The organism is Sediminibacterium sp. (assembly GCF_030695065.1).
Lineage (GTDB): Bacteria > Bacteroidota > Bacteroidia > Chitinophagales > Chitinophagaceae > Sediminibacterium.
Map to the genome: position 1 here is coordinate 25,186 of NZ_JAUYTR010000021.1, position 22,366 is coordinate 47,551.

General features: G+C 35.1%; 21 protein-coding genes. 9 read left to right on the forward strand and 12 right to left on the reverse strand.

The genetic code is table 11. From position 1 onward, the window contains the following. Positions 1-38: 38 nt before the first annotated feature. Positions 39-1,406: an ammonium transporter gene (locus tag Q8S25_RS09680; RefSeq protein WP_305537183.1), complete on the reverse strand. Its 1,368-nt coding sequence runs from the start codon at positions 1,404-1,406 to the stop codon at positions 39-41. 135 nt (positions 1,407-1,541) lie between these two features. Here Q8S25_RS09680 and Q8S25_RS09685 point away from each other — a divergent pair, with 135 nt between their 5' ends. Continuing rightward, a complete protein-coding gene (locus tag Q8S25_RS09685) occupies positions 1,542-2,042 on the forward strand; it encodes a cupin domain-containing protein (RefSeq protein ID WP_305537184.1) in 501 nt (166 codons plus the stop codon). A gap of 17 nt (positions 2,043-2,059) precedes the next feature. On the opposite strand, the gene Q8S25_RS09690 is transcribed toward Q8S25_RS09685, so the two are convergent. Further along, entirely contained in the window at positions 2,060-2,410 is a 351-nt protein-coding gene (locus tag Q8S25_RS09690) for a hypothetical protein (RefSeq protein WP_305537186.1), read from the reverse strand. After that, entirely contained in the window at positions 2,410-2,973 is a 564-nt protein-coding gene (locus tag Q8S25_RS09695; protein ID WP_305537188.1) for an RNA polymerase sigma factor, read from the reverse strand. The genes Q8S25_RS09690 and Q8S25_RS09695 overlap by 1 nt, the downstream gene beginning before the upstream one ends. A gap of 71 nt (positions 2,974-3,044) precedes the next feature. On the opposite strand from Q8S25_RS09695, the gene Q8S25_RS09700 reads away from it, so the two are divergent. Then, positions 3,045-3,827 carry a C40 family peptidase gene (locus Q8S25_RS09700; protein ID WP_305537190.1) on the forward strand — a complete coding sequence of 261 codons (783 nt, stop codon included), beginning with the start codon at positions 3,045-3,047 and terminating at the stop codon, positions 3,825-3,827. Positions 3,828-3,834: 7 nt separating this feature from the next. On the opposite strand, the gene Q8S25_RS09705 is transcribed toward Q8S25_RS09700, so the two are convergent. The 6 genes from Q8S25_RS09705 to Q8S25_RS09730 are packed head-to-tail and all read right to left on the reverse strand — an operon-like array spanning position 3,835 to position 8,357. Then, the gene (locus tag Q8S25_RS09705) at positions 3,835-3,987 is read right to left on the reverse strand and encodes a hypothetical protein (RefSeq protein WP_295189427.1); all 153 of its coding nucleotides are present in this window, start codon (positions 3,985-3,987) and stop codon (positions 3,835-3,837) included. 47 nt (positions 3,988-4,034) lie between these two features. Continuing rightward, complete coding sequence (locus Q8S25_RS09710) at positions 4,035-4,460, reverse strand: sulfite exporter TauE/SafE family protein (RefSeq protein WP_305537192.1); 426 nt, start codon at positions 4,458-4,460, stop codon at positions 4,035-4,037. A gap of 1 nt (position 4,461) precedes the next feature. After that, on the reverse strand, positions 4,462-5,013 hold the full coding sequence (locus tag Q8S25_RS09715) for an inorganic diphosphatase (RefSeq protein WP_305537194.1): 552 nt from the start codon (positions 5,011-5,013) through the stop codon (positions 4,462-4,464). A 15-nt stretch (positions 5,014-5,028) separates the two neighbouring features. Then, a complete protein-coding gene (locus tag Q8S25_RS09720) occupies positions 5,029-5,421 on the reverse strand; it encodes a hypothetical protein (protein ID WP_305537196.1) in 393 nt (130 codons plus the stop codon). Between the two features lie 47 nt (positions 5,422-5,468). Further along, entirely contained in the window at positions 5,469-6,188 is a 720-nt protein-coding gene (locus tag Q8S25_RS09725) for a tRNA1(Val) (adenine(37)-N6)-methyltransferase (protein WP_305537198.1), read from the reverse strand. 18 nt (positions 6,189-6,206) lie between these two features. Next, positions 6,207-8,357 carry a S9 family peptidase gene (locus tag Q8S25_RS09730; protein WP_305537200.1) on the reverse strand — a complete coding sequence of 717 codons (2,151 nt, stop codon included), beginning with the start codon at positions 8,355-8,357 and terminating at the stop codon, positions 6,207-6,209. A gap of 94 nt (positions 8,358-8,451) precedes the next feature. On the opposite strand from Q8S25_RS09730, the gene Q8S25_RS09735 reads away from it, so the two are divergent. Further along, entirely contained in the window at positions 8,452-9,261 is an 810-nt protein-coding gene (locus Q8S25_RS09735) for a hypothetical protein (RefSeq protein ID WP_305537202.1), read from the forward strand. Between the two features lie 95 nt (positions 9,262-9,356). Here Q8S25_RS09735 and Q8S25_RS09740 read toward each other — a convergent pair whose 3' ends face one another. Genes Q8S25_RS09740 through Q8S25_RS09750 form a run of 3 tightly spaced genes read right to left on the reverse strand, consistent with a single transcriptional unit; the run spans position 9,357 to position 12,893 of the window. Then, the gene (locus tag Q8S25_RS09740; RefSeq protein WP_305537204.1) at positions 9,357-10,121 is read right to left on the reverse strand and encodes a succinate dehydrogenase/fumarate reductase iron-sulfur subunit; all 765 of its coding nucleotides are present in this window, start codon (positions 10,119-10,121) and stop codon (positions 9,357-9,359) included. A gap of 43 nt (positions 10,122-10,164) precedes the next feature. Beyond that, on the reverse strand, positions 10,165-12,138 hold the full coding sequence (locus tag Q8S25_RS09745) for a fumarate reductase/succinate dehydrogenase flavoprotein subunit (protein ID WP_305537206.1): 1,974 nt from the start codon (positions 12,136-12,138) through the stop codon (positions 10,165-10,167). 53 nt (positions 12,139-12,191) lie between these two features. Continuing rightward, positions 12,192-12,893, reverse strand: coding sequence for a succinate dehydrogenase cytochrome b subunit (locus tag Q8S25_RS09750; protein WP_305537208.1), 702 nt, complete (start codon positions 12,891-12,893; stop codon positions 12,192-12,194). A 203-nt stretch (positions 12,894-13,096) separates the two neighbouring features. Here Q8S25_RS09750 and Q8S25_RS09755 point away from each other — a divergent pair, with 203 nt between their 5' ends. The 6 genes from Q8S25_RS09755 to Q8S25_RS09780 all read left to right on the forward strand — a co-directional run bounded on the left by Q8S25_RS09755 (position 13,097) and on the right by Q8S25_RS09780 (position 22,364). After that, a complete protein-coding gene (locus tag Q8S25_RS09755; RefSeq protein WP_305537210.1) occupies positions 13,097-14,344 on the forward strand; it encodes an ABC transporter permease in 1,248 nt (415 codons plus the stop codon). 12 nt (positions 14,345-14,356) lie between these two features. Then, entirely contained in the window at positions 14,357-15,352 is a 996-nt protein-coding gene (tsaD, locus tag Q8S25_RS09760) for a tRNA (adenosine(37)-N6)-threonylcarbamoyltransferase complex transferase subunit TsaD (protein ID WP_305537212.1), read from the forward strand. A 101-nt stretch (positions 15,353-15,453) separates the two neighbouring features. Next, positions 15,454-17,079, forward strand: coding sequence for an ABC-F family ATP-binding cassette domain-containing protein (locus Q8S25_RS09765; protein ID WP_305537214.1), 1,626 nt, complete (start codon positions 15,454-15,456; stop codon positions 17,077-17,079). Between the two features lie 43 nt (positions 17,080-17,122). After that, a complete protein-coding gene (locus Q8S25_RS09770; RefSeq protein WP_305537216.1) occupies positions 17,123-19,675 on the forward strand; it encodes a M14 family metallopeptidase in 2,553 nt (850 codons plus the stop codon). A gap of 6 nt (positions 19,676-19,681) precedes the next feature. Next, positions 19,682-20,434 (forward strand): murein L,D-transpeptidase family protein, encoded by a 753-nt coding sequence (locus Q8S25_RS09775; protein WP_305537218.1) that lies wholly within the window; start codon positions 19,682-19,684, stop codon positions 20,432-20,434. 91 nt (positions 20,435-20,525) lie between these two features. After that, positions 20,526-22,364, forward strand: coding sequence for an ATP-binding protein (locus Q8S25_RS09780; protein ID WP_305537220.1), 1,839 nt, complete (start codon positions 20,526-20,528; stop codon positions 22,362-22,364). Positions 22,365-22,366 lie beyond the last annotated feature (2 nt).

The window sequence follows — 22,366 nt, forward strand, 5'->3', positions numbered from 1 at the left end:
AATATGCTAAAGAACCCTTAGTAGTTAGATAAATTCAATTAATCGTTTTCAGCAACCAAGAGTGTTCCTTGGAGATATTTTTCATTGTGTTGGGTGGCGTCTAGTCCTAATTCTTCTTCTTCGGAACTTACCCTTAATGGAAGCATGATACTAATTAGTTTGAAAATTCCTAATGAGACTGTAAAACTGTATGCAACAGCAATAAATAGTGCTTTCACCTGAGTGAAAAAGAAAGCAGTGTTGCCGTAGAGTAATCCATCATCGCCAATTCCATTTACCGATTTACTTGCAAATATTCCAGTCATTAGTATGCCAACCATTCCACCAACACCATGACATGGAAACACATCTAAGGTATCATCTAAAGATGATTTTGATTTTAAAAAAACAGCATAATTAGAAATGATGGCAGCTATGAATCCTATAAAAATACTTTGTGGTACTGCAACAAAACCTGCTGATGGTGTTATGGCAACTAGACCTACAACTGCGCCAATACAAAAACCTAAAACTGATGGCTTTTTTCCTCTCATAACATCAAAAAACATCCAAGATAAACCAGCAGAAGCCGCAGCAGTATTGGTTGTTGCAAATGCTGAAACAGCTAATGAATTTGCACCTAATGCCGATCCTGCGTTAAAGCCAAACCATCCGAACCAAAGTAATCCAGTTCCAATAAGAACGTAAGGAATATTTGCGGGAGGTATTTCAATTTGATCTAAATGCGCTTTTCGTCTTTTTAACACCAACGCTCCTGCAAGAGCTGCGCATCCAGCAGAGATATGTACAACTGTTCCACCGGCAAAATCTAAAGCCCCCATTTTAAATAAAAACCCTTCTGGATGCCAAGTCCAATGAGCTAAAGGAGCATAAACGAGTAAGCTAAAAAGTACTATAAATAAAATGTATGAAGTGAATTTTACTCTTTCGGCAACTGCCCCAACAACTAGCCCAGGTGTAATGATGGCAAACATCAGTTGAAACATAGCAAAAAGACCTAAAGGAATGGTAGGCGCAAGGCTCCATGGCGCTCCACCATTAATTCCTCTCATAAATAAATGAGTAGTAGGATTTCCGATTAATCCACCTATTGATTCACCAAAACAAAGACTGTATCCCACGGTAATCCAAATGATTGAAACTACTCCAGTAGCTACCACGCTTTTAATCATTGTTGAAATCACATTTTTTCTATGTACCATTCCACCATAAAAAAATGCCAATCCAGGCGTCATCAAAAACACCAATGCTGTTGCAACAATTATCCAAGCAATGTCAGCGCCATTATAAACAGCTTGAGAATCTATATAGCTTTGTTCAGCTGGAACAAATATGGCCAGAACTGCAATAATTAATAGAATGACAAAAGGGGCAACGTTATAAAAGTTAAGTTTTTTTTGATACATAATTAATTATAATTAATTTCAATATGAATTAATTAATAGTGAAATTAACTAAAACTATCAAAATTTTAAAAAATAATATATATTTTATATTTTAAAATATATATTAAAGTTTAGCTTTTTAGCGATATTTGGTATATGGATATAAGTATTCAGCAACTTATTCAATTTTACCAATTATTACCACATCCAGAAGGAGGATATTATAAAGAAACATACCGATCATCTGAAAGGATTCCCGCAGATAGTTTGTCCGAAAAATTTAATGGGGAACGAAATTATTCAACAGCCATTTATTTTTTATTAGAAAAAAATTCTTTTTCAGCTTTTCATCGAATTCAGTCAGATGAATGTTGGCATTTTTATACAGGTGATGCAGTAGACATTCATGTGTTACATACCAATGGAAATTATGAATTAATAAAATTGGGAAGCAATATTGAAATGGGTGAGCAATATCAAGCAATAGTACCTGCGGGTGCTTGGTTTGCCTCTAAAACAAATGGACAATACTCATTGGTGGGCTGTACGGTTTCTCCGGGTTTTGATTTTGCAGATTTTGAATTAGCAAAAGCTTCAGCGTTGATTTTGCAGTACCCAAATCAAGAGAAATTAATTAAACATTTCTGCAGGTCTTAGTATATACATTGCTCAGTCTAATGGTTATAATGGATCAAAAAGTAACCAGCCACACTTAAAAGTAAAACAGCAAGTATTACCACAATGAGCCATTGTTGGTCTTGTATTTTTCTTTTCTTCTTTCTTTTAGTACTTCTTGAAATTTGTTTTTTAAGTTGTTGATTTAAGCTATTTGTTATTGTTGTAATATTTTCTTTCGTTTTAAATTGAGCTAACCCTTCTAATGCATCGTTTTCAAAATCTGATGCTGCCATTTTCTGTTCAATGGCATTCATTTCTTCTTCTGATATATCATTATCAAGGTATTTTAATAATTCCTCGTTTGATAAATCCTTTTCTTTTTTAAATATGTCTTTCCAATTGGTCATTAAAAAGATTGTTTTTTCTCTATTAAAATTTTCAAATTTCTTTTCCCGTTCTGAATATTGCTTTTCACTTGCAATAAACTAAAACCGGTTATTGCACTTATTTGCTGATAACTTTTCTTTTGCAAATAGAATAAAGTTATGCAAGTTTTTTGCTCTTTATTAAGTTCCTCTATTGCAACTTCTAATAAGTCTAAGTTTAATTCTCTTTCAATGTTTAAAGTGGATTCTACATCTTGTATTTCTGATATTGCTGGTGCTTTGTCAATAGATATGTAATTTTTTTGATCTCTGAGTTTCATTAAACAATAATTACAAGCAATTTTGTATAACCAGCTTTTTGGGTATTCTACGTGGTATTTTTCTAACTCATTTAGGGCTTTTAAAAATATTTGCTGAACAGCATCTTTAGCTGCTTCTTCATCTTTAAGGTACTTCATGCATACACCAAGTAGCAGCATGGTATAACGTTGAAGCAAAATACCTAACCATTCCTTATTTTGGTCGGTTTTATACTTCTTTAAAAGTTCAATATCTGTGATATGTTTAAAGGCCTCTTGAATCACTTCTTAAATTAACTCATTTTTGTTAAGATGCAAGCTTCTTAAATTTCCATATCTTTCAATAAAAATATTGAATGGCTTTTGTTGTAGCAATTGTGGCTGTTGCCCCGATAAGGGCCGAAGCAGCCCATCAAAGTGAAATGGTAAGTCAAATATTGTTTGGTGAAACGGCCGAAATAATTGATGGGGGCCCACTTTTACAAACTGGAACATTTACCAAAATTAAATGCTTGAATGATGGTTATGAAGGGTGGTGCCAAAGCGCCCAGTTGGCCCTTGTGCCAGATGAGTTAGTCATGCTAAAGTCTAATACCATTATAGCTGCTTATTCTAATGGTATGCTATTGAATGATACTGTGATTCAGCTTCCTTTTGGCTCTTCACTTGAACTTTTTAAAAACCAAGAATTGAATCTTACTGGATTGGCATTTAAATATGAGGGGGAAATGTTTACCCCTGGTGAAATCCCATTTGCCGAAGAATCAATAAGGATGGTTTCTCATCTATTCTTGAATACCCCTTATTTGTGGGGTGGTAGGTCTATTTATGGTATTGATTGCAGTGGGTTTGTACAGCAGGTTTATCAATATTTCAACATCCGTTTACCTAGGGATGCGTATCAACAAGCTGAATTAGGGACCGATATAGGATTTCTTGCAGAAACAAACTGTGGAGACCTTGCATTTTTTGATAATAAGGAAGGCAAAATAACCCATGTAGGCATTTTGTTAAATCAGAACACCATCATACACGCATCAGGAAGGGTGCGCATTGATTTTATTGATCAAGCAGGAATTTTGAATAGGGAAACTAGTGAAAGAACCCACCAATTAAGAATAGTAAAACGCATTGTTTAAGCGAAAACTACATCAAATCCATCCCTTTGGCAAAATAAGTAACAGTGCCAGGTAGTGCTAACCAAAAGAATTCACGGTATACAAAAAGGAGTACAATTAAAGCTGCAAGCCAAAAAAAGAATAACGCCCAATATTTACCAGTGGATTGTTTTGCTTCCATTTTATAGTATTTTAAGCAAAGATAAGGAGGCAGAATCAATTCACCCGCTAATGAGATGCAGTTTGTTGAATTTTTGTTGATTCGGTTGGGGCTATGATTTTTTTCTTGTCAAAAAACAACATTTTGATACTTAATAACAAGAGAACCACTGCAAAAATTTTCTTCATTTTGTCGTCGCTTAAGCTCAAAGCCAATTTGCTGCCCAAGAATCCCCCTGTAATAAAAGCTACTGCTATTAAAAAAACATAATTAAAATTAATTTGCCCTTGTTTATGGTATTGCCAAACTGCAAGGGCAACCACAGGAAGCATTAAAACCCCTAATGAAGTTCCTTGGGCTTGTTTTTGGGTAAGCCCAAGGAAAAACACCAATGCAGGTACCATTATGATACCCCCTCCAATACCTACTAAGCCACTTAAAAAACCTGCAGCAAGTCCTATAACAATTAGTAAAAGTAGGGTAGTGGCACTCATTTTATTTGTTTATAAATGTCTCTTTATAGAAAGATATTGCTTCTTCAACAATGGTTAATGCTTTTGCTTTATCTCCAAAATCTTCTACTAAAACTTCCTTTTTTTCCAACCTTTTATATTCTTGAAAGAAATGTCTTAATTCGTCAAAGAAATGTCTGGGTAGTTCTTCAATGTTGTTGTAGTGGTTTACGCCTGGGTCAGTTGCTGCAACCGCAATAATTTTGTCATCGGGTTCACCGCCATCTATCATTTGCATTACACCAATCACTTTAGCTTCCATCAATGTTAATGGTTGAACAGGCAAGGAAGTGATTACTAATATATCTAAAGGATCTTTGTCTCCACCATATGTTTGTGGAATAAAGCCATAGTTTATAGGGTAGTAAAAAGAAGAAAAAATTACCCTGTCTAATTTTAATAAGCCACTGGGTTTGTCTATTTCATATTTACATCTTGATCCTTGTGGAATTTCGATAACTGCATTTACAATGCGAGGTGCATTTTCACCAAAATGAACACCATGCCAAGGATGTAGAACTGTTTGTTGATTCATAAAATTCAATATTGTTTATTGTTTAAAATCGACTAACCAAATATTGTTTCTTTTTACAATTATGGTTTGCTTAGAGCTGGTATCTAAAGAGTTACTATGATAGAGTATAACAGTAGAATCATTGGGTTCGGATACTTCTTTAATATTTATAGATGCCAATCGTAATTCTTGTCTGCCTTCTTTATCCCTTTCTCTATAGGCCGATTCTTTCGTTAAAAGTAATTGTTTGTTTTTTTCATCATCTACCATATAGAATGCAGCTCTGCTAAAGTCTCCCTTTAAACAGGCATCAATGAATTCCCGTCCGGCATCTAAGCCATTTTCTGCTGGTGTAAAATTTTTAGTAGGACTGCTGCATGCCGCAATCAGCAAAAACATCAATCCTTTCAAAGCAGTAGATATTTTCATAATGCTAAGTTAGTTAATTAATTAAGCTGGTTAAGATTAAATATGCCTTACAATGCCAAATAATAAGGAGCCAATAATTGGCTAAATTCTTTGCTGTATTCACTTCCTTCTTTGATGGTAATAGTGTTGAAACCTGAAGTTGCTCTATTTTTTTGCATTAAAATCATTGTTCTAAAATAGGAGTGTGCTGTACTTTGTTTTACTACGGTTTCTTTAATGCAAAAAAGTCCCCTTTTTTCTGCAATTTCCTTCCATTCTTCAGATCTGTCCCAAGGCAATAGAACGGCTGCAATTCCAGAATCAGTTAACAGATTAATCATGCAGTTGGCCAATTCTGTTAATGTTAAATGGGCACTGTGCATGGCAATATTTCTTTGTTTGTTGTTGCTTTTTAATTGTTGTTCAAAGAAAGGAGGATTAGAAATAATTAAGTCATATTGCCTTTCTTGTTTTATTGCATATTCAATAATAGAAGTTGCATGTATTTGAAATTGCTCTTTCCATTTGCTTGCATTAAAATTTGCATTTGCTTGCGCTACGGCCATTGGTTCAATTTCTACAGCATCAATACTTGCTTTACTAAACTGTGCCAACATCAACGAAAGTAATCCGGTTCCTGTTCCAATATCAAGGATGTTTTTTAGACTGGGCATATTTATACTATCTACTACCCAAGCACCAAATAAGCATGCATCGGTGCATACTTTCATGGCAGTTTTATCTTGATTAACTGTGAATTCTTTGAATTTAAAAAAGCTATTACTCATTCATTAGATGGCATATATTTATTCTGAAATTCCTTCTAAAGCAAGCAAAAAAGCAAAGTTTAGTGCAGTCTCTTTTAAGTAATCAAATCTACCCGATGCTCCACCGTGCCCATAATCCATATTGGTCTTAAGTAATAAAACATTTTGATCTTTTTTCATAGTTCTTAGCCTTGCTACCCACTTTGCTGGTTCAAAATATTGAACCTGGCTATCGTGTAGTCCTGTGGTTACTAAAAGGTGTGGATAGTTCTTCTTTTCTACATTCTCATAAGGCGAATAACTTTTTTGATATGCATAATATACTTCTTCTTTTGGATTTCCCCATTCATCAAATTCGTTGGTGGTTAAGGGGATACTTTCATCTAACATAGTATTAACTACGTCTACAAAAGGAACTTCGGCAATTACCCCTTTCCATAGTTCAGGAGCCATATTGGTTACAGCACCCATTAATAAGCCTCCAGCACTACCGCCATTTGCATATAAATGGTCTTTGCTGGTATATTGATTCTTTATTAAGAATTCTCCGCAATTTATAAAGTCTGTAAATGAGTTTTTCTTTTTCAATAATTTTCCATCTTCGTACCATTGTCTGCCTAAATCTTCTCCTCCTCTTATATGCGCTATTGCATAAACAAATCCTCTATTAAGTAGACTTAGCGTTGTACTACTAAAATCTGCATCAATACTATATCCATAAGATCCATAAGCATACAATAATAGGGGAGCAGTGCCATCTTTTTTAAGCCCCTTCTTATACACTAGTGATATTGGAATTTTAGTTCCATCATTAGCAATGGCATAAATACGTTCGCTGGTATAATCTGAAGGATTATACCCTCCAACTACTTCTTGTTGCTTTTTAAGTGTTTTGATTTTGGTTGATAATTCATAATCGTATACAGAAAAAGGAGTAGTTAATGACGTGTACGTATAACGCAATGAAGCACTGTTAAATTCTGGATTAGAACCCAAGTTGGCAGAATAGGCAGGCTCATCAAATTGTATGTAATGTTCAGCAGAACTGTTGTTTTGTTTTATATTAAGTTGAATCAATCCGTTTTTTCTTTCTGTAATAACCGTATAGTCTTTAAAGGCTTCTACGTTTTGAATAAGCACATCTGACCTATGTGGAACAAGCTCCTTCCAAAAGGAATGATTTGTTTTATCCAAAGGACATTCCATCACTTTAAAGTTCAAAGCATTTTCATTGGTTCTGATGAGGAACTTATCGTTTAATGCTACCACATCATACAAAACGTTCTTTATACGGGGCTGAAATGATTGGAAAACAGATTCAGGCTCATCTGCATTAATATAGAATTGTTCAGAAGAAAGCGTTGCTTGTGAACTAATAAAAATGTAGCGCCCATTTTTAGATTTACTTACTCCAATATAATTGCTATTGTCTTTTTCATGATATACGGTAATATCTTTTTTCCCACCTAGCATTTGATGGCGCATTATTTTTTCTGAAAGTAAAGTGATTGGGTTATTTAATGTATAAAAAATAGTGTTGTTGTCGTTTGCCCAAACCCCATACCCATTGGTTCCTTGTATATTGTCTGGCAATATTTCTCCGGTAGCAATATTTTTAATTTTTAAGGTATACTGTCTTCTAGATACTTCATCTATACCAAAAACTAAGAGGTTGTTATTCGGGCTTACACTCATTCCCGTAACATTATAATAGGGTTTACCCTCTGCCATTTTATCTACATCTAAGAGTATTTCTTCCTTTGCAGTTAAGCTTCCTTTCTTTCTACAATATTTATAATATTGTTTTCCTTCTTCAACCCTTGTATAATAGAAATACCCATTTTTAAATACTGGCACAGATTCATCCTTCTCTTTAATTCTTGCTTTCATTTCGTTAAAAAGCTTGGCTTGCAGTTCTTTAGTGCCGGCCATCATTTTTTCTGTATAATCATTTTCTGATTTGAGGTAGTTGAGTACTTCAGTACTATCTGGCCCTTTTTTAAAATAGTCAATCATCCAATAATAGGGGTCAGGAACAGTATCTCCATGCAATATTCTGATATGTTCTTTCTGTGCTGCAATAGGTGCTTTTTCAACTGGCCAATTATATGCTTCTTTTTTCATATTTGTACTTTCTGAACAACTAGATATCAATAGGATAATAACGGAAATAGGGAAGATTCTTTTCATGGTTTGTTCATTTTCACTTGAAAAATAATTAAAATCCTGCATAAAAAACCGGAAGGAACCATTTATCGTATATAAGCTGTAAAACAATTTTATTATGGTTTTAATTATTTCTAAACAAAGAGCTGCATCACAAAGATTAATTTATTTTGGCGTAGTTGCTTTATCAGTGATACTTGGGACTGGTGTCATTAACCATTCTAGGGGTTTATGGTTGTCGGCATATATTCTTTATGCATTCGCTGCTGCTATTGGAGTAATTATGCTATTAGATTATCATGGGTATAAGAAATACAAAAATGCCAGTTTAGTGGTTACCATTAATTTCTTTTTGAGTTGCATTACATCTGTTGAAGGATTAGATGCTGGGGGGTACCTATTTATTATCCCTACTATTTTTGCTCTGGTATTTATGTTGGGAAATACGCGGGAATATAAAGTTGAAGTGATTGGATACTTTGTAATTAGTGTGTTGAGTTTTGCACTGTCTATTTTGTTTATTCCCGAAAAAAGTAATTGGCAAATTATTTCGAATGAAATTTATTCTAAAATGTTTACAACAAATGCAATAGCTGTAGTTGTTTTGTGTGCTGTATTTGCCTATATCGGTATTTATTTTGAAAGACAAGTATATGAGCGCTTAGTTAATGAACGCAACAAAGCAAAGCACCAAGAACAAATGATTAGAGAACAAAACGGTTATTTAAGAGAAATAGCATTTATGAGTTCGCATACAGTTCGTGCTCCATTAAGCAATATTTTAGGGCTTGCTGCTTTAATGAGAGATGTTCCCAACGATCCAGATACACACGCTTTGGTAATGGACGGAATTCAAAATTCCGCAAAAGATTTAGATAATGCCATACACCATATGGTTTCTAAAACGGGCAATTTAATTAGGCGATAATAGGGGATTGTTATAGCAAAAAGTCCCGGTTTGCATTTAGCAACCGGGACCAATTTTAATTTGCGTTATTATTGGAAGGCCAATTTAATGTCCTGTTATTTATCTGCACTTAAGCTTGCGCCTAAATATTCTGAATTTAATCGTGCAATATTCGTTAATGAAATTTCTTTAGGACAAGTTGCTTCGCAAGCACCTGTATTGGTACAAGCACCAAATCCTTCCTTATCCATTTGCGCTACCATATTCATTACACGAGATTTACGCTCTGGTTCTCCTTGTGGTAACAAAGCCAAATGGCTCACTTTAGCACTTAAGAAAAGCATTGCAGAACTGTTTTTACAAGCTGCAACACATGCGCCACATCCAATACACATTGCTGCTGCAAAGCTATTATCGGCATTGTCTTTATTAATTGGTAGTGCATTACCATCTACTGCATTACCAGTATTTACACTGATATAACCTCCTGCCTGTATAATTCTATCGAATGAACTTCTATCTACTGTTAAATCTTTAATTACAGGGAATGCATTGGCTCTCCATGGTTCTACCACAATGGTATCTCCATCTTTAAAAGCACGCATATGCAACTGACAGGTAGTATTGGCTTGCCAAGGACCATGAGGTTTACCATTAATATACATAGAACACATTCCACAGATACCCTCTCTACAATCATGGTCAAATGCAACAGGTTCTTCCCCTTCGGTAATTAACTGCTCGTTTAACACATCAAACATTTCCAAGAAACTCATTTCAGAGGAAATATTTTTTACTTGGTAAGTTTTAAAATCCCCTTTGGTATTGGTATTTTTTTGTCTCCAAACTTTTAGGTTCAGATTCATATGATAATGTTCCATTTTCTAAAATTAATTCAGTTTAATAATGCTTTGTGTACAAACCTTATTTGTAATTACGCTGGGTTGGTTTTATTACTTCATAGTTTAATGCTTCTTTGTGTAATTCCCATTGATGTTCACCTTTTAATTCCCAAGCAGAAACATACATATGACCCGCATCGTCTCTTAAAGCTTCTCCTTCTGGAGTTTGATACTCTTCCCTAAAATGTCCGCCACAACTTTCTTCTCGCGTTAAGGCATCTACACACATTAATTCACCTAATTCAATGAAATCTGCAACACGATTGGCTTTATCTAGTTCCGTATTCATTTCGTTTACTTCTCCTGGAATTCTAACATCGCTCCAAAACTCATTTTTTAAAGCCTGAATTTCTTTGATGGCTTGTTCTAATCCTTCTTTATTTCTAGCCATGCCACATTTGTCCCACATGATTTTTCCTAAACGCTTGTGGAAGCTCTCAACAGATTGCTTCCCTTTGATATTCATCAATTGATTGATTCTATCGCTTACATTGTTCTCTGCTTCTTCAAATGCAGGGTGTGTAGTTTCAATGGCTTTGCTATAAATTTCGTCGGCTAAGTTATTGCCAAGGGTATAAGGGATTACAAAATATCCATCAGCCAAACCTTGCATTAATGCAGAAGCCCCCAATCGGTTGGCACCGTGGTCACTAAAATTAGCTTCTCCTAATGCATACAATCCTGGAACGGTTGTTTGTAATTCGTAGTCTACCCATAAACCACCCATCGTGTAGTGAACGGCGGGATAAATGCGCATAGGTACTTCGTAAGGATTTTCGCCGGTAATTTTTTCATACATGTCGAAAAGGTTACCATACTTTGCTTTAACTACATCTTTACCCATTGCAATGATTTCTTCTTCAGATACATTGCTTCTGCCTTGCTTTCCTGCTTCAATTTTACCATATCTCAAAATGGCATCGGCATAGTCTAAGTAAACGGCTTGTTTACTGCTACCTACTCCGTATCCTGCATCGCAACGTTCTTTAGCAGCTCTTGATGCCACATCTCTTGGTACAAGGTTTCCGAAAGCAGGGTATCTTCTCTCTAAATAATAATCTCTTTCTTCTTCAGGTATATCAGTTGCTTTTCTAGTATCGTTTTGTTTTTTTGGAACCCAAATTCTTCCATCATTTCTCAATGATTCAGACATCAAGGTTAATTTACTCTGGTGGTCTCCACTAACTGGAATACAAGTTGGGTGAATTTGTGTGAAACAAGGATTGGCAAAAGCAGCTCCTTTTTTGTGCGCTTTCCATGCAGCTGTTACATTACTTCCCATTGCGTTGGTAGATAAATAGAATACGTTGCCATATCCACCAGAACACAATAATACAGCGTGTCCAAAATGTCTTTCTAATTTGCCGCTTACTAAATCACGCGCAATAATTCCTTTTGCTTTCCCCTCAATTGTAACTACTTCTAGCATTTCATGTCTGCTGTACATGGTTACGTTACCCAAAGCTACCTGACGCTCTAAGGCTTGGTAAGCTCCAATCAGCAATTGCTGACCAGTTTGACCTGCAGCATAAAATGTTCTTTGAACCTGCGTTCCACCAAATGAGCGGTTACTTAATAATCCACCATATTCTCTAGCAAATGGAACCCCTTGTGCTACACATTGGTCAATGATATTGGTGCTGACTTCTGCTAGTCTATGCACATTGGCTTCTCTAGCACGGTAGTCTCCTCCTTTAATGGTATCGTAAAAAAGACGGAATACACTGTCTCCGTCGTTTTGATAATTCTTTGCCGCATTAATTCCTCCTTGTGCTGCAATTGAATGCGCACGACGGGGAGAATCTTGAAAACAAAATGCTTTTACTTTATATCCCAACTCACCCAAAGAAGCTGCTGCTGAAGCACCGGCTAATCCTGTACCTACAACAATCACTTCCAGTTTCCGCTTATTGGCCGGGTTTACCAGTTTGCAATGTCCCTTGTAATCAGCCCACTTATTCTCTAATGGTCCAGAGGGAATTTTAGCATTTAACATAGATCCGAAGGTTTATGATGATTTGAATATACTTTAATGATCATGTATTTGTATTATCCTATCCAGCCCATTTTAAAACTTATTGGCATTAATATAAATACTAATGCAATAATGATGGAATAGGCGTATCCAATGCTTGTAAGCATAAGAGTGTATCTATTATTGTAAACCCCTAAGGTTCTGAAGGCACTCTGAAAGCCGTGTGCTAGGTGATAAGCCAATGAAATACAGCCTGCACTGTAAACGGCTATAATCCACCATTCACTAAATGTAACTTTCATTAAAGCAAACATATTGTGCATTTCAATTCCGTTATAAGTTACAGGGTCTAATCCTTGGTGAGTAAAACGTGCTGAAACCCAGAAATGATAAAGGTGCAAGATTAAAAAGAGTAGAATTAATGTACCCAAAAGCCCCATACTCCTGCTGTACCACTTGCTGCCATCTTTATATGTTACAGCATAACCAATAGCTCTTTTTTGTTTATTTTCTAAGGTCAATAAATAACCTTGGTAAATATGTAAAATAATACCCGCAAATAACCCAATCTCCATTATACGGATTAAAACAGTTGATCCCATAAAGTGGGCTGCTTTGTTAAACATTGCACCATTTTCTTCAGGGTCAACTAAATCTGCAAAAATGCAGGCATTAATTCCAGCGTGTACAATTAAAAACAAAACCAATGAAATACCGGTTAGTCCCATAACCAGTTTTTTTCCAACAGACGATGTAAAGACTTGTTTCCAGGTCATATAGCAAGATTATATTTGGTTAAATCTCCGCAAATTTAACTCATTTATATATACAATGCCTTAAGACTTTGGTTGCAATAAAATCGTCTTTTATTCACCTGTTGAATTTGATATGGTCATTTTTGCAGACTGCTTGAACATTGCTTTCAACCGTTTACATAAAAACAGCTATAATAGAGGATTGATAAACCGTACATTTGGGTATGGTTAAATTACTGAGTATTTTATGGAACAGCTTCCGTATGGCTTTACAGGAACTGAGAGTAAATAAGCTAAGAACTTTCTTGTCTTTATTTGGCATAACCATTGGCATATTTTGCATAATTGGTGTTTTGGCTACAGTAGACAGTTTAGAAAGAAAAGTTCAAAATGATATTAAGACTTTAGGCAGTAATACTATTTATATAGATAAATGGAATTATGGTGGTGGCCCCGATTATCCATGGTGGAAATATATGAAGAGACCCAATGTGAAAATTGAGGAGCTCGACGTAATAAAACAAAAAAGTGAGCTGGCTTCTTTTGCTGCATTTTTTGTAAGCAGAAATGTAAACTTTAGCTATGCAGACAATATTTTAAGTAATACCAGCTTATATGGCGTTACTCCTGAATTCAATAGTATTCAAACCATTGATATTGAACAGGGTCGTTATTTAATAGAATCAGATTTTATGCGAGGGGCTGCTGTTGGTATTGTAGGATTCAAAGTGGCAGAAGAATTGTACGGAAAAGCGGAGAAAGCAGTTGGTAAAGAAATAGCTTATGGAGGCAGAAAAATTTATATAGTTGGAGTTATAAAAAAACAAGGGCAAAGCTTAATTGGGGGCTTTAATTATGATGAATGCGCCATTGTTCCATATCGATATTTTGCAAGTGTTTATAGCCCTGAAACCAGCAACCCCAATATCATTGTTCAAGGTAAACCAAAGATTGCATCGTCTGCATTACAAGATGAATTGAATGGGGTAATGCGTCAATTGAGAAAATTGAGTCCTACACAAGAAGATAATTTTACTTGTAATGATGTTGCCATGTTTAGTGAGCAAGTAAATGGATTCTTTGGGCAAGTAACTGCTGGTGGTTGGGCTATTGCTGGATTAAGTTTAATAGTAGGTGCTTTTGGTGTTGCCAATATCATGTTTGTTACCGTAAGAGAAAGAACAAGCCAGATTGGGCTTAAAAAAGCAATTGGTGCTAAAAAAAGCACCATACTAACAGAGTTTCTTCTTGAAAGTGCATTCTTATGTATTATTGGGGGATTAGTGGGGCTAACACTGGTTTGGCTCTTGTCGCTAGTGCTAAGCTCAGTACTTCCATTCCCTATATATATTGCTCCAAATATTGTTATTCTAGGACTAAGTATTTGTATTGTTTTAGGGGTATTGGCAGGAATTATTCCGGCATCTATTGCAGCAAAAATGGATCCAGTGGTTGCCATCAGAACTAAATAGTATTTTTGTTGAATGAGCGTAACTATTTTGGCAATAGAGTCGTCCTGTGATGAAACAGCCGCAGCAGTATGTAAGGATGGATTGATATTGAGTAATATTATTGCTTCTCAGTCTGTTCACGAAAAATATGGGGGAGTAGTTCCAGAATTGGCTAGTAGGGCGCATATGCAAAATATTGTTCCAGTGGTAGACCAAGCTATTAAAGATGCGGATATTCATTTATCTGAAATTAACGCCATTGCTTTTACACAAGCCCCAGGATTAATAGGAAGTTTATTGGTAGGTACACAGTTCGCAAAATCTTTGTCTCTTTCATTACAAGTTCCTTTAATTGGCGTTCACCATATGCAGGCGCATGTGTTAGCCAATTTAATTCCAACTGTAAAACCTAGTTTTCCCTTTTTATGTTTAACAGTTAGTGGTGGTCATACCCAAATTGTTTTGGCTAAATCTGCTTTGGAGTTGGAAGTAATTGGGGAAACTATTGATGATGCTGCCGGTGAAGCATTCGATAAAACTGCTAAATTGCTGGGTCTACCTTATCCAGGGGGGCCATTGATTGATCAATATGCCCAATTAGGAGATCCGCTAAAATTTAAATTTGCAGAGCCTCAAATTCCTGAATTAAATTTTTCTTTTAGTGGATTAAAAACTTCGGTCTTGTATTTTTTGCAAAAGCAAACACCCGAATTTATACTTGAAAATAGAAATGACCTTTGTGCTTCTATTCAATATACCATTGTGCAAATTTTATTAAAGAAATTGATTAAGGCGGTTAATCAAACCAATGTAAAGCAAATATGTATTGCTGGAGGAGTTAGCGCAAATAGTGGGTTAAGATCAGGTCTTATTTCGTTGGGTCATAAAAAAGGGTGGCAAGTATATATTCCTGATTTTAGTTATTGCACAGATAATGCTGCAATGATTGCTATTACTGGATATCATAAGTACTTAAATAATCAATTTGTGCCTTTATCAGTAAATCCATCTGCTAGGGCAGAGTGGTAGGCAGGTTCACTATTTCCTCCCATTTAATATTAACCAAATAAAGTTCATCAGCTGTTAAGCCTTTAATTTTGTAATTTTGCAGCCGAAAAACAGCAAATTCAATGATTAGTGCACGGAATATCACCCTAGCGTATGGCAAAAGGGTACTTTTTGATGAAGTAAATATCAATTTTACTAAGGGCAACTGCTATGGCGTAATTGGTGCCAATGGAGCTGGGAAGTCTACTTTTTTAAAAATATTAAGTGGAGAAATTGAGCCAAATAAAGGTACTGTAGAAATTACTCCAGGCGAAAGAATGGCTGTTTTAAAGCAAAACCAATTTGAATTTGATAATTGCACGGTATTAAATACAGTATTAATGGGCCATAAAAGGCTCTGGGATGTAATGCACGAAAAAGATGCATTGTATGCCAAAGAAGACTTTTCAGAGGAAGATGGAATGAAAGCGGGAGAATTAGAAGCGGAGTTTGGTGAAATGGGCGGTTATGAAGCAGAGAGCAATGCTGCGAGCTTCTTAAATAGTTTGGGCGTACACGATGATATGCACCAAAGTTTAATGAGCGAAATTCCTAGTAATTTTAAAGTAAGGGTGCTATTAGCTCAGGCATTATTTGGAAATCCAGATATACTTTTATTAGACGAGCCTACCAACGGATTGGATATTGAAACAATCGGGTGGTTAGAAAACTTTTTAGCTGATTACGAAAATATCGTATTAGTGGTGAGTCACGATCGTCACTTCTTAGATACAGTATGTACCCATGTTGCAGACGTTGATCGTTCAAAAATTAAAGTATTTACAGGTAACTATACTTTCTGGTACGAAAGTAGTCAATTGATGAGTCGTCAAATTAACGACAAGAACAAAAAGAACGAAGAAAAACGTCAGGCACTATTAGATTTCATTGCACGATTCTCGGCAAATGCTTCAAAAAGTAAGCAAGCAACTTCTAGAAAGAAAGCCTTAGAAAAATTAACCATTGAAGAAATTGAGCCCTCTAACCGAAAATATCCAGGAATTATTTTCCAACCATTAAGAGAAGTGGGGAATCAAATTTTGAATGTAGAAAATTTGAGTAAAACCGTAGATGGGCGTAAGCTATTTGACAAGGTTTCGTTTAGTATTAATAAAGGAGAGAAAATTGCTTTCTTAAGCAAAGACCCACTTGCAATTACCTCTTTCTTTGATATTATTACCGAAAATGCTGCAATTGAAGGTGGAAAATATGAGTGGGGTACAACTATCACCAAAGCATATTTGCCTCAAGAAAATAATGAATTTTTTAAAGAAGGGTTAAGTTTAATGGATTGGTTACGCCAATTTGTTCCTGCGCATGTTACTGATGCGGATGAACCCTTTATTCGCGGATTCTTAGGAAAAATGTTGTTTAGTGGAGACGATATTCAAAAGAAAACCAATGTATTGAGCGGAGGAGAAAAAGTACGTTGTATGGTTAGCAGAATGATGTTGCAAAACCCTAATGTGGTTATTCTAGATCAGCCCACTAACCACTTAGACTTAGAGAGCATTCAGAGTTTTAACGAGGGTTGCCAAACGTTTCCAGGTATTGTCTTTATTACTTCTCACGACCATACTTTTATGCAAACTGTTGCCAATAGAATTATTGAGCTAACTCCAAAAGGAATCATCGATAGATTGATGACTTTTGATGAATATATGGAAGACGCAAGAGTAAAAGAATTAAGGACCGAAATGTATGCTTAGATAATATTTTTCTTCAGTAACTTACCGGCACAAAACCTAAGTAATGAAGAAATTTTGTTTATTGTTTGCGCTTTTTTTGGTTGGTTATTTTGTTCAGGCCCAAGACCTGTCTTATTATTTGCCTAAAAATGTAGTGTATAATACTGCAATACCTACTCCAGCCAATATTATTGGGCATGAAGTAGGAGAATGGCATGTTACACATGACCGACTGGTACAGTATGCAAAAACAGTAGATCAAGCTTCGGATAGAGTAGTCTTAAGGCCATTGGGTTTAACCAATGAAGGTCGTCAACAATTGGCTTTGATTATAACATCCGCCGAAAATCATCAAAAATTAGAACAGATAAGGCAACAACACCTTGCATTGTCTAATCCAGATAAGTCTGGGTCATTAAATACAGATGATATGCCTGTTGTGGTTTGGATGGGCTATAGTATTCATGGCAATGAAAGCAGTGGTGCAAATGCTTCTTTATTAGCTATGTACTATTTAGCCGCAGCACAAGGAAATGCCGTAGATGAGTTGCTGAAAAATACGGTAATTATTTTAGATCCTTCTTTTAATCCGGATGGTTTAAATCGATTTGCTAGTTGGGTAAATATGCACAAGAGTTTTACCCCTGTTGCAGATCCGAACGCAAGAGAGTTTAATGAAGTTTGGCCAGGTGGTAGATTCAATCATTATTGGTTCGATTTAAACCGCGATTGGTTGCCAGCCCAACACAAGGAAAGTAGAAATAGATTGTCATTATACCATCAATGGAAACCCAATATTTTAACCGATCACCACGAAATGGGAAGCAACTCTTCTTTCTTTTTTCAGCCTGGTGTTCCATCAAGAGTAAACCCTAATACACCTGCTAAAAATCAAGAATTAACAGCAGCAATTGGTAACTACCATGCTAAATTTTTAGACAGCATTGGTTCTATGTATTTTACTAAAGAGGGGTACGATGATTTTTATTACGGGAAAGGCTCTACTTATCCTGATATTAATGGTGCTGTAGGTATTTTATTTGAGCAAGCAAGTAGTCGTGGACATTTACAAGAAACAGAGAATGGCTTGCTAAGTTTTCCTTTTACTATTCGCAACCAGTTTACTACTACTTTGTCTACATTGGCAGCTGCTAATGGACTCAGAAAACAAATGTTGAATTATCAGCGTTCTTTCTTTAAAGAGACCATTAAAGAGGCTGAAGGTTTTCCAGTGAAAGCCTTTGTTATTGGGGATGCGCAGGATAAGGCTAAGACCAATATTTTCATTGAAATGCTTTTAAGGCATGAAGTGGATATTTATCCGCTACAATCAGAAATGGCAATTGATGGTAAAACCTTCAAACCTGGTTCGGCATTTGTGATCCCAACCGCCCAAAAGCAATTCAAGATAATTAAAACAGTTTTTGAAAAGACCTTCAATTACAAAGACAGTTTATTCTACGACGTTACAGCCTGGACAATGCCATTGGCTTTCGGACTGCCCTATGCTGAAATTAAAACGCCTATTTCAATTAATAATGTAAAGCTCGCATCAATTGAGTCATTAAAATCAACTTTGCATGGCTCAAAAAATGCTTATGCTTATGCTATTAAATGGAATGAATATTACAGCCCTAAAGTATTGTATAGGCTTCAAGCAAAAGGGATTAAAACAAAAGTAGCTACAAAGGTATTTAAGATGCTTATTAATAATAAATTAGAGGCATTTGATTATGGCACTATTGTAATACCATCAAGTTTACAATCAAAAGGCGGTGATGCACTTGAATTAATTATTAAAGATGCCATTGCCGAAACAGGCGTAGATGCTTACGCATTACCTTCCGGATTTTCTGCAGATGGAATTGACATTGGTAGCAATAGTTTTGTTCATTTAAAAATGCCTTCAGTAATGATGTTTGGAGGTGTTGGAACCAGCGCAACCGATGTAGGAGAAATTTGGCATATGATGGATACTAGATTTAATGTACCTGTAAGCATAGTAGATGTGGATCGATTTGCTTCAATTAATGCCGATAAATACAATGTTATCATCATGGCTTCGGGTGCTTATAATAATTTGAACAAGAGCGCTCAAGAGAAGCTAAAAGATTGGATAGGAGCTGGGGGAACTTTAATTGCTACAGAAGATGCTACCAAATGGCTTTCTACAAATGGGTTCACCAAAACAATTTTTAAATCGGGTGATGACAAAAGAGATACGACTTTGCAATTGCCTTATTTTTTACGTTCAGATGAAACCAGAGCAAAAGATATGGCGGGCTCTTTGTTTGAGGCAAAAGTAGATTTAACTCATCCATTAGGATACGGGTATAGCAATTCTTCTGTAACCATATTTAAGTCGAATACTTTATTTATGGACAAAAACAATGGCGCATATGATTCTCCCGTTATGTATACAGATCAACCATTGCAGAGTGGTTATTTATATAGAGGATATAAAAATGTAGTAAAAAATACGGCAGCAATTAATGTAGATAATGTAGGAAGAGGTAGGGTAATCTCAATGGTAGACAACTTGAATTTCAGGGCATTTTGGTTAGGAACTTCTAAAATGTTTATGAATGCGATTTATTTTGGGAATTTAATCAGATAGCATACTATGCAACATTTTTTCAAACTGTTTCTATTCTTTTTACTCTTTTCGGGCAAAAAGCAGAACGCATTTGCTCAATCTGGGTTAACAAAAAAAGAGCAATTGGCTTTTGATAAACGAGAAAAGCAATTAAAAAAACAATTTGCACAAGCATCGCTTAATTGGCCGGCAAAGCAATTGTATATAAGAAGCTTTAAGCAAGATGGACAGTTAGAAATATGGGTAAGAAATGCAATGACCGAGCCATTTACTTTATTTAAAACTTATAATGTGTGCGCCCTATCGGGTAAACTAGGGCCCAAAAGAAAAGAAGGCGATTTGCAAGTACCAGAAGGGTTTTATTATATCAATGAATTTAATCCAAATAGCGATTATCATTTTTCATTAGGAATTAATTACCCTAATCAAAGTGATTTATATTTTACGGATAGTAAAGCCCCTGGGGGAGATATTTATATACATGGTAAATGTGCAACAGTTGGTTGTATTCCTATTTTAAATAATCCAATTGAGGAATTGTATGTATTAGCTAATATTGTTCGTAAACAAGGTCAAGACTTTATTCCTGTGCACATTTTTCCTGTTAGATTCACCAATGAAAACTCATTTAAGGTATTGCAAACTCATACTTCTCAAAACAATTTATACCAGGCTTTTGCCAATCAACTAAAAGAAGTTTTTGATTATTTTGAACAATACAAACAATTACCCATTGTTGGAATTAATGAAAAAGGGGTATATAAAGTAATTGCCAGATAAGTTTATATCCGATTATTTTGTATTTTGTGACTCATTTATTATCCTTTTAGCCGCTGGAAACCAATTGGTTTAATGTTCAATTATTGCATTCATGAAGCGGGCAAAACTTTCTTTTTCAAATATCATCTTAATTATAGCGTGCTTAGTAGTAGTGGTTTCCATTCTCTTTTTGAATGTAATTAACACTCGAAATATTATCACTTTAAAAAATTCAATAGACACGCTCAGTATTGAAAATAAGAATATCAGTATTCTTAGAACAACTAGTGATGAGTTATTAGAAGCCGAGTTGGTGTTTTCACGCTTTACTCAAACAGGAGCAGTTTCATTAAGTAAACTTTCTGCAATGTCTATTGATAAAGCAATAGAACATTTAAAAATGTTGAAAATGGAAAGTGATAGTGGTAGAGCAGCCCAAATAACCATACTGCTAAATAAGGAGCAATCTTTACCAAAAATGATAGTTGAATTTGAACAGATTTCCAATCGTTTAAGAGAGAATAAGGTAGATTTAAAGAATAAGAGTGAAGTTGATTCTTTAGGTAAATCATTAACAAAATATAATCAACAATTAAAAACTGTTTTAATAAAAGAAGATGCTTTTAGAGAGAACTTAAATGCAACTATTTTTAAAAATGCAGTGACAGGTACAGATGTTATTCAAAAATTCTTTTGGGTTTCACTCTTAATCATTTTATTTATTGTAGGAGTTTTAGTTTACAATATTTATAAAATGATAAACTATGAGAACGAAATATTGGAGGCAAGAGAAAGGGCGCTAAAGTTGGCCCAGGTTAAGAGCAGATTTTTGAGTAATATGAGTCATGAGATTCGTTCACCGCTCACCGCTATCATGGGATTCACTGAAATAATTGATAAAATTGAAAAGGATGATGAAAAGAAAAACTATTTACACGCAATCAAAACATCATCGGAACATTTGCTATCTACAGTAAATGATGTACTCGACTTTTCAAAATTAGACGCTGGAAAACTAAAATTAGAGAAGCAGCCTTTTCATATTGCTTTAGCTATTGAAGAAGTAGCATTTGCTCTTTCTTCAACTAGTGCTGCAAAAAAAAGCATTAATGTAGATACCATTATTGAATTAGATAAAAACCTTGCGGTAAAAGGAGATTTATTTAGGCTTAAGCAGATTCTATATAATTTATTGAGTAATGCCATCAAGTTTACAGAAAAAGGAAGTGTAACAATCATTGCAAATATTTCTGGGAAAACAGACAAGCAAGTAATGATAAAAATTGCTGTAGCTGATACTGGTATTGGGATACCCAATGATCAAATTAAAACTGTATTTGAAGAATTTACCCAAGTAACTAATAATAGTACTAGTAAAGATACTCGAAGAGCAATAAAAGGAACTGGTCTTGGTTTATCTATTTGTAAAATGCTGGTAGAGCTACAAGGAGGTACCATTGGTGTAGAAAGTAAATTAAATCAAGGATCTGTGTTTACCTTTGCAATTCCTTATGAAGTTGCAAGCGACAAAGTAGAGAACGAAAAAGAGTTAACAGCAATGAATCCGATTTCTTCTTCCCTGAAAGATAAGCGAGTTTTAGTTATAGAAGATAATGACGTAAATATCATGTTGTTGACCATGTTATTAAAGAAAGTGGGTATTGTTTATGATATTGCAAAAGATGGAGAAATTGGGCTGCAGTTATTTAAAGACAATCAATACGATATTATTTTAACGGATATTAATGTGCCCAAATTAACTGGAGATGAAATTGCCATCCTTGTTAGACAATTTACCGATGAGTCAAAACGAAACATACCAATAATTGGCTTAACTGCAACAATTGTTCAAGATGATTTGGATGAATACATCAGTTCTGGTATAAACGAAGTGTTGGTTAAACCTTTTAAACAAGATGAGCTTTACGCCACAATTGAAAAATATCTTTAATT